The organism is Devosia sp. YR412 (assembly GCF_900110945.1).
Lineage (GTDB): Bacteria > Pseudomonadota > Alphaproteobacteria > Rhizobiales > Devosiaceae > Devosia.
Genome location: NZ_FOFL01000007.1, coordinates 24364 through 36211 on the forward strand (window position 1 = coordinate 24364; position 11848 = coordinate 36211).

Annotated in this window: 13 protein-coding genes; 11 read left to right on the top strand and 2 right to left on the bottom strand. The window is 63.1% G+C overall.

Features of this window, described 5'->3' with window-relative positions; translation table 11 throughout:
• Nucleotides 1-1041, top strand: coding sequence for a polysaccharide deacetylase family protein (locus BM045_RS17485; protein WP_092185605.1), 1041 nt, complete (start codon nt 1-3; stop codon nt 1039-1041).
• On the opposite strand, the gene BM045_RS17490 is transcribed toward BM045_RS17485, so the two are convergent.
• Nucleotides 1042-1248, bottom strand: coding sequence for a DUF2842 domain-containing protein (locus BM045_RS17490; protein WP_092185607.1), 207 nt, complete (start codon nt 1246-1248; stop codon nt 1042-1044).
• 76 nt (nt 1249-1324) lie between these two features.
• On the opposite strand from BM045_RS17490, the gene BM045_RS17495 reads away from it, so the two are divergent.
• The 6 genes from BM045_RS17495 to BM045_RS17515 all read left to right on the top strand — a co-directional run bounded on the left by BM045_RS17495 (nt 1325) and on the right by BM045_RS17515 (nt 4886).
• Nucleotides 1325-2389, top strand: a complete 1065-nt coding sequence (locus BM045_RS17495; protein ID WP_244523048.1) for a COX15/CtaA family protein — start codon at nt 1325-1327, stop codon at nt 2387-2389.
• 40 nt (nt 2390-2429) lie between these two features.
• Complete coding sequence (locus tag BM045_RS19005; protein WP_170848569.1) at nt 2430-2603, top strand: hypothetical protein; 174 nt, start codon at nt 2430-2432, stop codon at nt 2601-2603.
• A 149-nt stretch (nt 2604-2752) separates the two neighbouring features.
• Nucleotides 2753-3217, top strand: a complete 465-nt coding sequence (gene rplM / locus BM045_RS17500) for a 50S ribosomal protein L13 (protein ID WP_092185611.1) — start codon at nt 2753-2755, stop codon at nt 3215-3217.
• A gap of 1 nt (nt 3218) precedes the next feature.
• Complete coding sequence (gene rpsI / locus BM045_RS17505) at nt 3219-3698, top strand: 30S ribosomal protein S9 (RefSeq protein ID WP_092185613.1); 480 nt, start codon at nt 3219-3221, stop codon at nt 3696-3698.
• Nucleotides 3699-3779: 81 nt separating this feature from the next.
• On the top strand, nt 3780-4418 hold the full coding sequence (locus BM045_RS17510) for a hypothetical protein (RefSeq protein WP_092185615.1): 639 nt from the start codon (nt 3780-3782) through the stop codon (nt 4416-4418).
• A gap of 102 nt (nt 4419-4520) precedes the next feature.
• Entirely contained in the window at nt 4521-4886 is a 366-nt protein-coding gene (locus tag BM045_RS17515; RefSeq protein ID WP_092185617.1) for a VOC family protein, read from the top strand.
• A 37-nt stretch (nt 4887-4923) separates the two neighbouring features.
• Here the strand turns inward: BM045_RS17515 and BM045_RS17520 are convergent, their stop codons facing one another.
• Nucleotides 4924-6240 carry a glycosyltransferase gene (locus BM045_RS17520; RefSeq protein ID WP_092185619.1) on the bottom strand — a complete coding sequence of 439 codons (1317 nt, stop codon included), beginning with the start codon at nt 6238-6240 and terminating at the stop codon, nt 4924-4926.
• A 436-nt stretch (nt 6241-6676) separates the two neighbouring features.
• On the opposite strand from BM045_RS17520, the gene BM045_RS17525 reads away from it, so the two are divergent.
• The 4 genes from BM045_RS17525 to glpX all read left to right on the top strand — a co-directional run bounded on the left by BM045_RS17525 (nt 6677) and on the right by glpX (nt 11820).
• Complete coding sequence (locus tag BM045_RS17525; protein WP_092185621.1) at nt 6677-7891, top strand: LL-diaminopimelate aminotransferase; 1215 nt, start codon at nt 6677-6679, stop codon at nt 7889-7891.
• A gap of 330 nt (nt 7892-8221) precedes the next feature.
• Nucleotides 8222-9187 (top strand): ABC transporter substrate-binding protein, encoded by a 966-nt coding sequence (locus BM045_RS17530; RefSeq protein ID WP_092185623.1) that lies wholly within the window; start codon nt 8222-8224, stop codon nt 9185-9187.
• A gap of 266 nt (nt 9188-9453) precedes the next feature.
• A complete protein-coding gene (locus BM045_RS17535) occupies nt 9454-10794 on the top strand; it encodes a homoserine dehydrogenase (RefSeq protein ID WP_244523058.1) in 1341 nt (446 codons plus the stop codon).
• 39 nt (nt 10795-10833) lie between these two features.
• On the top strand, nt 10834-11820 hold the full coding sequence (gene glpX / locus BM045_RS17540; protein ID WP_092185627.1) for a class II fructose-bisphosphatase: 987 nt from the start codon (nt 10834-10836) through the stop codon (nt 11818-11820).
• Nucleotides 11821-11848 lie beyond the last annotated feature (28 nt).

Here is an 11848-nt window from a genome sequence, read left to right on the forward strand (position 1 = left end):
ATGTCGCTGAAATATACCGCCATACGGGCCATGTTCGAGGCCCTGTGGCTATCGCGACTGCCGCAGTTGATCCGTACGCTTTCCGCCTCGCGCGGGGTGATCTTCACCCTGCACCGGGTCCTGCCCGACGAGCCCGAAGACTTTTCGCCCAATGCGATCCTGCAGGTAACGCCGGACTTTCTCGACTATGTCATCGAGCGGGTGCGCGAGCTGGGCCTCGATATCGTGACGCTGGACGAAGCGCTGGAGCGCCTTGCCGCCGCCGAACCCACGCGGCAGTTCATCGTCCTGACCTTCGACGACGCCTATAAGGACAACCTGCAATATGCGCTGCCGATCCTGCGCCGCCATGAAGCGCCCTTTACCCTCTATGTGCCGACGGCACTGGTCGATGGCGTCGGCGAACTGTGGTGGCAGGCCATCGAGGACATTATCGCCCGCCAGGACGCCATAGCCCTGAGTTCAGACGGCCAGACCGACTATGTCGACACCCGCACCACGGCGCAAAAAAATGCCGCCTATGACACGCTCTACTGGCAGATGCGCAAAATGCCAGAACCCGAGCGCGTCACCCTGGTGCGCAGCTTTGCCGCCTCTTACGGCTATGACCTCGACAAGCAATGCCGCGACCTGATCATGGACTGGCAGGAGCTGCGCCTGTTCGCCGGCGAACCGCTCTGCACCATCGGCGCCCATACCGTGCATCATTACGAATTGGCCAAGCTGCCGCTGGAGCAGGCGCGGAACGAAATCGCCCAATCGGCCGATATTCTCACTGCCCAGTTCGGCCAGCGCCCGGCACATTTCTCATACCCGCTGGGCGGACCGCTGTCGGCCGGACACCGCGAATATGCACTGGCAAAGGAATTGGGCTTCAGGTCAGCCGTTACCACAAAGCCGGGCGGACTTTACGCCCATCATGCGTCAACGCCGCATGCCCTGCCGCGCGTCTCGCTCAACGGTTACTTCCAGTCCCGCCGCTATGTCGATGTTTTCACGACAGGCGCGATCTTTTCGGTGATGGGAAAGCTCACTGGGTAATCAGGCGTCTGGCTTGGCCATCCAGCGAATGATGGCCATGGCCGGATAAAGCCAGCCCATGCCCGCGACGATGAAATAGGGCATCAGGATCCAGATCGGCAGGTCGGGCGGAAACGCCAGATAGACCGAGGTGAACACCGACAGCCAGGCAATGATCGAGCCGAGGATCAACAAGATTCCGAGAGCTTTGCGGTTACGCTGGGTCATGTGGCATCGCGGCTATTGCAGGGGCGGTTGCGGGGGAATACCACTCCCGGCCACTGACCGACACCGGGAAATCACCGTGACCACCGCCCAAAACGCCGCACTGAGCGAAACCCGCATCGCCAATGACCGCCTCCGGCCCGTGCGCATCTGGCTCTATGGCATGGCCGCTTTCGTGCTGTTGATGGTGGTGGTCGGCGGCATTACCCGCCTCACCGAATCCGGCCTCTCGATCACCAGCTGGAAGCCGATCTCCGGCACCATCCCGCCGCTCAATGACGCCCAGTGGCAGGCCGAGTTCGAGGCCTATCAGCAGATCCCGCAGTATACGGTCAACAATAGCTGGATGTCGCTGGACGACTTCAAATACATCTTCTTCTGGGAATATCTGCACCGCCTGCTGGGCCGCATCCTCGGCGTGCTGTTCGCCATTCCCTTCGTGGTCTTCCTCGTCCAGAAGCGCTTTACCGCGCAGTTGGCCTGGCCCTTGTTCGGCCTCTTCATTCTCGGCGGCTTCCAGGGTGTGCTCGGCTGGTGGATGGTCTCATCCGGCCTGACCGAATTGACCTCGGTCTCGCAATACCGCCTCGCCGCCCACCTGACCGCCGCCTCGCTGCTGTTCATCGCCCTGATCTATGTGCCGCGCTCGCTCGATCCCGGCCGGGTCACCGGCTTCGTCACCGGGCAGAACCTCGCCTCGGCCAGCATCCTGCTGGTGCTGATTATCCTCCAGATCGGGGCAGGGGGCTTCGTTGCCGGCCTCGATGCCGGCATGGGCTACAACACCTGGCCGCTGATGGATGGTGCCATGGTGCCCGATGGCATGGGCGTCATGCAGCCCTTCTGGCGGAATCTTTTCGAAAACAACCTCACCGTGCAGTTCGTCCATCGCACCATTGCCTATCTGATTACCGCCTATGTGGCCGTCCTGCTCTGGCAGCAGCGCGCCATGGGTGGCTTCAAGCATGTGCATGGCTGGCTGCCGCGCATCGGCATCCTGGTTCTGCTGCAGGTCGTCCTCGGCATCATGACGCTGTTGCACGCCGTGCCGATCTCGCTGGCCGTCGGCCACCAAGCGCTGGCCTTCATGCTGGCCGGCACCGTCATGGCCTATATCGCCGACTTGCGCCGGGCACGGGAATAGAATTTGCTGCTTCGGGCGCAGGGAGGCAGCGATCACGACCATGGATTGGATCTGGAAGAGTGCACTGGCGCTGGTGGGCTGCATTGCCGGCACCTATCTGGGCCAGGAACTGGTCGGTGGCGGCGCGCTGGGCTGGATGGTCACGGGCGGTATCGTCGCGGGATGCTGCTATCCGCTGTTTCAGGCACTGCAACGCTATCGCGGCATGCGGTAACATAATACCACGTCCGTAACCCATTGATTTTGCTACAACAAATCAAGCCTATTGACGGCTGTCAGAATCCCCCCTAAACGGACCGCCGAACGTGCCGCTTTCGTCCCTGGATGGAGGCTGCAAGCCCCCAATTTCTAGGGAAATTCAATATGAGCACTTACTCGGCAAAACCGAGCGAGATCGAAAAGAAGTGGATCCTGATCGACGCCAATGGCCTCGTCGTGGGTCGCGTTGCTTCGATCATTGCTTCCCGCCTGCGCGGCAAGCACAAGCCCACTTTCACCCCGCACATGGACATGGGCGACAACATTGTTGTCATCAATGCCGACAAGGTGAAGCTGACCGGCCGCAAGCTGGACCAGCACAAGTTCTACTGGCACACCGGCTTCCCCGGCGGCATCAAGGACCGGACTGCCCGTCAGCTCCTCGAAGGCCGTTTCCCCGAGCGCGTGCTCGAGAACGCCGTGCGTCGCATGATGCCGGGCGGCCCGCTGACCCGCGCGCAGCTCAAGAACCTCCGCGTCTATTCGGGCGCCGAGCATCCCCATGAAGCGCAGAACCCGGCCACGCTGGACGTTGCTGCGATGAATCCCAAGAATGCGCGGGTGAAGTAATATGGCCGAAACCATCAACTCCCTCGAAGACCTCGGCACCTCGACCGTCGCTCCTGTCAACACCGCACCGGTGCACACCCAGAAGCTCGACGCCCAGGGCCGTGCCTATGCAACCGGCAAGCGCAAGAACGCCGTTGCTCGCGTCTGGATCAAGCCAGGCAAGGGCAAGGTCGTTGTCAACGGCCGCGAATTCGCCGCTTACTTCGCCCGTCCCGTTCTGCAGCTGATCGTCAAGCAGCCGATCGTCGCGACCGAACGCACCGACCAGTATGACGTCACCGTCACGGTCGCCGGCGGCGGTCTCTCCGGCCAGGCCGGTGCCGTTCGTCACGGCATCTCCAAGGCCCTGAACTTCTTCGAGCCGGCCCTGCGCCCGACGCTCAAGAAGGGTGGCTTCCTGACCCGCGACAGCCGCGTCGTCGAACGCAAGAAGTACGGCAAGGCCAAGGCCCGCAAGTCCTTCCAGTTCTCCAAGCGCTAAGCTTCGGATATTCGAATATGCAAGGGGGCCGGGAAACCGGCCCCTTTGCATTTGTCCGGCAGTGCCCATATCCCCAGCGCCATGCAAAGACTCCTCGTCACCCGCTTCCACCTCCTGCTGCTGACCGTGACGCTGGCCCTGACCGGCGTCGGCTTCTTTCGCATTCCGGAAAACTTTGCCTTCCCGGCCCATTGGTCCGGCAGCGCCGCCGACTGGCTCTGGCCGCGCCATGCACTGCTGGTGGCCCCGCTCGTCCAACTGGCACTGATGACCGCCTTCTTCCTGCTCGGCCGGCTACTGACCAAAAACCACTATGCCAAGACGCAGCACATCTTCGATCCGGCACTGACCCTCATCATGACCGTGGTCGCCGCAAGCCAGCTCGGCCTGCTGCTCACCGGCATAGGCTCCGACCTCGATTTCATCCGCGTCACCGGCTTTGGCCTCGGCGCTGCGCTGTTCCTGCTCGGAGTGGTGCTGTTCGAAGCCGAGCGTCACACTTATGCCGGCCTGCGCATGCCCTGGCCCATCCGCACCGATGGCGCCTGGCGCCTGGTGCACCGCGTGGCGGGATTGAGTTTCGGCCTCGCCGCCATCGGCCTCGTGGCCCTGGCCTGGCTCGACGCCGGGGCAGGGGCTTTGGTCATGGGGTTTGCCGCAGCGCTGCTGCTGCCGCCAACGCTGGCCGGCCTGGCGACGCTTGCCCTGCGGTCGCGCTGAGCCAGTTTCCGCAACAGCGTACTGACACGACTTGTCATCAGCCGGCACTAGCAGGAGAGTGGCGGCCAGCGTCGCCATCCCTTTTCAGCCTGGAGCTATACGATGATCGACCATATTGGCCTGCGCACCAAACAGCCCGACACCATGATCGCCTTCTACCAGGCGGCCTTGGCCCCCCTGGGCTACACAAGACTGATGGAATTCGAAGGCACCGCCGGCTTCGGCCGCGAGCGTGCCGACATCTGGGTCGGCCCCTCCGACACCAGCCCGACCTCGCAGATCCACCTGGCCCTCGTGGCCGACAACCACGCCGCCGTCGACGCCTTCTATGCCGCCGCCATGGCCAAGGGCGCCAAGGACAACGGCGGTCCCGGCCTGCGCCCGGAATATACCCCGACCTATTACGCGGCTTTCGTAATCGACCCGGATGGCAATAATCTGGAAGTGATGTGTACGACGGAGGGGTGAGACCACCGCGCAGCAGCGGGTGAGGGGCGTCTGACCCTCACCCCACCAGCTTGAGCGGCGCCTTGATCTTCTTGGCCTTCTTGATCTTGGGCACGCGCGGCACGTAATTGGTCATCACGCGTTCGATGACCTTGATGGCCTTTTCGATACCGTCTTCGTTCTGCAGCTGCTCGCCGATCTCGCCCGCCTTGCGGCGGTAATCCTTATTGGTGGTGAGGTCGGCCAAGGCGCCGGCCAGAATCTCCGAAGTCAGCTTGCGCAGGCGCACCGGCTTGGGCCCGCAGCCCAGCTCATAGACCCGGCGGCCCCAATAGGGCTGGTCGACGGCCTGCGGCACCACGAAGGTCGGACGCCCGAGATGTAGGCCGGCCGAGGTCGTGCCGGCGCCGCCGTGGTGCACCACCGCCGAGACATATTTGAACAGCTTGTCGTGCGGTGCCTTTTCGATGGCAAAGATCGTGTCCGGCAGGTCCTGCGGATTGATGCCGCCCCAGCCACGCGCCACCACGGCGCGGCCGCCCCACATGGCGACGGCCTCCTTGAGGATTTTGGTATTGCGTTCGGCGCCGAACGGCATCGAGCCAAAGCCGATATAGACCGGCGCCTCGCCTTCGGAGAGGAACTTCTGGAATTCCGCCGACGGCTGCCAGTCGCTGCGATCCCTAAGCTGCCAATAGCCGGTAACCAGCGCACTCTTCGGCCAATCGCGCGGGCGAGGGGATACGACGGGCGAATAGGGATACAGCGTCGTCATCGCAGTGCCGTCGGTATTGCGGAAGAAGCCGCCCTTCTTGCGCGCCTCGAGCCCCATCAACTCGCGGCGCAGCTTGTTGCGCGGCAGGTTGTAATAGATCTGCTGCACCGACATGGTCGCATAGGTCAGCTTGTTGAAGGCCGGGCCGAAATCGGCGCCGTAATAGATGCAGAGCGGGAATTCGCTGGTCGAGTTCAGCGGCTGCAGCGCCACCATGATGGCGGGGATATGCAGCGCCTCGGCAATGTCGATGCCAAAGCTGGTATTCATGTTGAGGATCAGCATGTCGGCGCCCTGGCACATATGCCAGGCGTGGCGCGCTGCCGTATCGACGATCTGCTGGCCCTGGCGGAGCAGGCTCGGGCCGTTGATGAGCATGGACTGGCTCATCGCATTCTCGAATCGCTGTTGCGTCAGGAAGGACTGAATCGACGGCCCAAGCGTATGGAATTCAACGCCATAGCCTTCAACCATGTCCTGGAATTCTTCGGAGGCGCCAAGCACGACGGAATAGCCGCGTTCCTTGAGGGCGATCGCAAGGGCCAGATAGGGTTGAACGTCGCCTTGCGTGCCGATCGTGACCAGGGCAATGCGCTTCAAAGTCTTACCTCACCATATGCCGTCCTGAGCCGAAGGTTGGCACCCTCCGGACCATTTACAATACCCACGCGAGGAATTATGAACGGCCTTGTCGATAGCTGATTTCCTTACAAAAATCGCATCTGAAGGGCAAGGGACATGCCGTCTCTATACACTGTTGCTAAGGTTGGAGCCTCGCTCGCCATCGGTGCAGTGCCCTGCGTTGCCTTGGCAATCGCTGCGTTCGCCCCTGCGGCGGCGGCAAACGCCCGCTAGCTCTTCCCAAATGGCCCGAACCGGGCTGGGAAGAGCCGAACATGATAATCCGGCCCAAAGCTGGCCGTTTAACCCGTTCACAACCATAATTCCGCGATAATCCGAGCCTCAAACAGAGGCGCAGCGCTGATCAGCGCGTCGCGGCCAGTCCAGGCTTCCATGGGAAGCCGCCGAGGAAATCATGAGCGCAGACTTCCACAAGATCCGTCGTCTTCCCCCTTACGTCTTTGCCCATATCGACCCGCTCAAGGCCAAGGCCCGCGCCGAAGGCGTCGACGTGATCGATCTTGGCATGGGCAATCCGGACATGCCAACGCCCCAGCATATCGTCGAAAAGCTGCAGGAAACCGTCAAGGACGGTCGTACCCACCGCTATTCCACCTCGCGCGGCATTCCCGGCCTGCGCAAGGCCCAAGCCAGCTATTATGGCCGCCGCTTCGGCGTGAAGCTCAATCCCGATACCCAGGTCGTCGCGACCCTGGGCTCCAAGGAAGGCTTTGCCAACATGGCCTCGGCCATCACCGCCCCCGGCGATGTGGTGCTGGTGCCCAACCCGACCTATCCGATCCACTCCTTCGGCTTCATCATGAGTGGCGGCGTCGTCCGCTCCATGCCGGCCGATCCGAACGAAGATTTCATGCGCTCGCTCGATCGTGCGGTACGGCATTCGATCCCAAAGCCGATCGCCCTGGTGCTGAACTACCCGGCCAACCCGACCGCCTATACGGCCGACCTCGATTTCTACACCGAAGTCGTCAAATACTGCCGCGCCAACGACATCTTCATCCTCTCCGATCTGGCCTATTCCGAGATCTATTTCGACGCAGACGCGCCGCCGCCATCGGTGCTGCAGGTGCCCGGCGCCATCGATATCACGGTGGAATTCACCTCGATGTCGAAAACCTATTCCATGCCCGGTTGGCGCGTCGGCTTCGCCGTCGGCAACGAACGCCTGATTGCCGCCCTGGCGCGGGTGAAGTCCTACCTCGACTACGGCGCCTTCACCCCGATCCAGGTCGCTGCAACCGCAGCCCTCAACGGCTCGGATGACGTCATCGAAGAGGTCCGAAAGGTCTACAAGCACCGCCGCGACGTCATGGTGGAAAGCTTCGCCCGCTCCGGCTGGGACATTCCAGTGCCAAAGGCCACCATGTTCGCCTGGGCCCCGATCCCGGCCCAGTTCGCCCATATGGGCTCGCTCGAATTCGCCAAGCTGCTGATCCAGGAAACCGGCGTCGGCGTCGCCCCGGGCGTGGGCTTCGGCGAATATGGCGATCAGTATATCCGCCTCGCCTTCGTCGAAAACGAACAGCGCATCCGCCAGGCGGCGCGGAATATCAAAAAGCTCCTCGGGTCCAAGACCGGGGCAGGGAATGTGGTTCCGCTGGTCGGATAAACTGCGAACGCCCTAAGCCCTGCGAAGGGCAGGGCGTCGCCCCAACCACCAGACGTCACCCTCGGGCTTGACCCAAGGGCCCTACACTTGCTGCCACTTAAGCCCGCCCCACCCTCGATGTCATCCCGGCCTCGAGCCGGGATCCATCTTGAGATCTCGCCACAGCCGCAAGGTCGCTGCGATCTGGCGGTATGTGGCACAATCTCGGGATGGGCCCCGGCTCAAGGCCGGGGTGACCCTGTGGGTGTGGGCGTTTCGTCGACCAAACAAATTCCATGACACAGCTACTCACCTTTTGTATGCAGAACCACCGCCACCCATAGGTGCCCCATGCTGCGTACGCTCCTCCTCGCCGTGACCCTTGCCTTCACCACCGCAGCGCATGCGCAGGATTTTCCCGTCACCATCAGCCATGCCCATGGCGAAACCACCATTCCCGCCGAGCCACAGCGCATCGTCACGTGGGGCTGGAGCAATGAGGACGTGGTGATTGCGCTGGGAAAAATTCCGGTCGGCATGCCGTTCCAGTCCTATGGCGGCGGCGAGAATGGCGTTCATGAATGGGTCGAAGAGGCGCTCGCGGCGGCCGGCGCGAACATGCCGACTATCCTGCAGGCCTCCAACGAACCGCCCGTGGAGCAGATCGCATCACTGACGCCCGACCTGATCATTGCCGCCTATTCCGGCCTGACCCAGGATCAATATGAACTGCTGTCGGGCATCGCGCCCACCATCGCCTATTCCGGCGCGCCGTGGTCGACCTCGTGGCAGGATCTGACGCTGATCATCGGCAAGGCGCTGGGCAAGGAGGCCGAAGCGCAGGCGCTGGTCGCCGACACCACGGCCTGGGTAGAGGCGGAATTCGCCAAATATCCCGCGCTCAAGCAGGTCACTTTCGCCAGTGCGAACGACTATGATGGCGCCATGGCCGTTTACGCGCCGCTCGACGCCCGCATGAAATTTCTCACCGATTTCGGCATGCAGCTCAATCCCAGCGTGGCCGCTCTCGCCCTGGGCGACGACGCCTTCTATTATCCGCTGAGCTACGAGCTGTTCGACAACCTCGAGGCCGATATTTTCATTACCTATTACGAAGAGCAGGCGGCCCTCGACGCTTGGCTGACCACCCCGCAGGCCGAAACCTATCCGCCCGTGGTTAACGGCGGTCTTGCGGCCCTGGTAGGAACGGAGAATGTCGCCGCTGTATCTCCACCCAGCATTCTGTCGCTGCGCTGGGGCCTGCCGCGCTATCTCGAAGTGCTTGGTGCCGCTGCGAAAACCGTCACAGCCAAGTAGAGCATTTGCCGTCCTGCCGTGCTTTTTTAGCGTCGGCAGGATGGCATGCCCAAACTCCTATTGACGGCTAGGCGAATTCCTATGCACATGGCGCCACCATGAGTGACATTGCTTCTTTCCGCCACGCCGTCGAAACCTTCATCTCTGCCCGGGGCTGGACACCGACCCGCTTCGGCCGCACCGTTGCGGGTGATCCGCTGTTCGTGTTCGACCTTCGCGAGGGCCGCGAGCCGCGCTCCGATACGCGCACGCGCATCCTCAAGGCGATGCAGGATTTCGGCGACGGCGAGGCCCAGGCGCCGCTGCGCGTCGGCGTCGCCGGCCTCGGCAATGTCGGCGCCACGCTGGTCCGGATTCTTCAGAAAGACGGCGCCGAGCTCACCAAAAAGCTCGGCCGCCAGCTGGTGGTCACGGCTGTCGCCGCGCGCTCGCGGTCCCGCGACCGCGGCATTGATATTTCCGGCCTCGAGTGGTTCGATGATCCGGTCGCCCTGGCCAAATCCGACGGCATCGACCTTTTCGTCGAACTGATCGGCGGCGAAGACGGCCCGGCCTTTGCCGCGGTGAAAGCCGCCCTCGAAATCGGCCGTCCGGTGGTCACCGCCAACAAGGCGCTGCTGGCCAAACATGGTGTGACGCTTGCCCGCATGGCCGAAGAATCCGGCGCCCAGCTGGGCTTTGAAGCCGCTGTCGCCGGCGGCATACCCGTCATCAAGACTCTCCGCGAAGGCCTCGGCTCGGCCCGCATCGCCAAGGTCTTCGGCATCATGAACGGCACCTGCAACTATATTCTCACCCGCATGGGTAATGAGGATATTTCCTTTGCCGATTGCCTCAAGGACGCCCAGGCCCTTGGCTATGCCGAAGCCGACCCGACCTTCGACGTCGAAGGTTTTGATACCGCCCACAAGCTGTCCATCCTCGCGACGCTCTGCTTCGGCTACGAGATCGCGCCTGACCAGATCCGCGTGGAAGGCATTTCCCGCATCACCCAGCATGACATCAAGGTCGCCGCCGAGCTCGGCTACAAGATCAAGCTGCTCGGCATTGCCCAGCGCACCGACGAGGGCATCGAGCAGCGCGTTCATCCGACCTTCGTGCCCAAAGGCTCGGCGATTGCCGGCGTCGATGGCGTGATGAATGCCGTGGCGCTCGAAACTGACCATGTGCATGAACTGCTGCTGGCCGGTCCCGGTGCCGGTGGCCCGCCGACCGCATCATCAGTCCTCTCCGACATCCTCGACATCGCCCGCGGCACTCGCGTGCCGCCGCTCGGCGTGCCCTCCGAGGAACTGCTGCCCTATAAGCAGGCGCCGATGCGCGCCCATGACGGCGGCTATTACATCCGCCTCAATGCCAAGGACGTGCCCGGCGCTTTGGCCGCCATCACCACCCGCATGGGCGAGCGGGGGATAAGCATCGATTCTGTCATCCAGCGGTCGGATTTGAACGCTAAAGCCGTCTCGCTCGACGGCGCGCCGACCCGCACCGTGGTGATGATCACGCAGCAGACTTTGGAATCAGCCGTGCGTGAATCGCTTGCGCAGATCGCCGCCGACGGGTTTATCGTCGGTGAACCGCAGTTGATCCGGATCGAAACGCTCTGAGTCCCGCCCGGGGACAAACAGGGCCCGGGGGGAAATAGAATGAAGCTGACCAAGGCCGAGGGCGACAAGAGCCCCGCCAATCTGCACCGTAACCTGACGCTGGAGCTGGTGCGCGTCACCGAGCGCGCCGCCATCGCCGCCGCCGAATGGCGCGGCAAGGGCGATGAACAGGCCGCCGACCTCGCCGCCGTCCGGGCGATGAAGGACGAGCTCGACAGCGTCGCCATTTCCGGCCGCATCGTCATCGGCGAAGGCGAACTGGGCGAGGTGGACGACCTGTTCATCGGCCAGGCCGTCGGCGCGGGCGAAGGCCCCGAAGTCGATATCGCCGTCGACCCGCTCGAAGGCGTCACCCTCTGCGCCAAGAACCAGCCCGATTCCCTCGTCGTCCTCGCCATGGCCGAACGCGGCGGTCTGCTCAACGTCGCCCGCAATGTCTATATGCACAAGATCGCCGTCGGCGCCGACTATGCGCCGGGCACCGTCAATATCGACTGGACGGCCAGCGAAAACGTCCGGGCCTTGGCCAAGGCCAAGGGCGTGCCCTTGAGCGAAATCACCGCCATCGTGCTCGATAGGCCCCGTCACGCCGGCCTGATCGAGGAATTGCGCACCACCGGCGTCGCCGTGAAGCTGCTCAGCGACGGCGACATTGCCGGCGTCATCCATGCCGTCAACACGGTCGATACCGGCGTGGACATTTATCTCGGCTCCGGCGGCGCCCCTGAAGGCGTGCTGGCCGCCGCGGCCCTGCGCTGCATCGGCGGCCACATGCAGGGCAAGCTCATCCTCGACACGCCCGACAAGCGCCTGCGCGCCCGCGAAATGGGCATCGAGGACCCCAACCGCAACTACGACGTGACCGAACTCGCCGCCGGCGACGTGCTGTTCTCCGCCACCGGTATCACCGACGGCTCACTGGTCGAAGGCGTCCGCCTGCGCCGCGGCTTCATCGAGACCAGCACGGTCGTGATGCGCAGCTGGAGCCAGACGACGCGGTGGATCAAGGCGCGGCACGCGAGGTAGGCTAACCACCTCTTGTCCTCCCCCGCCT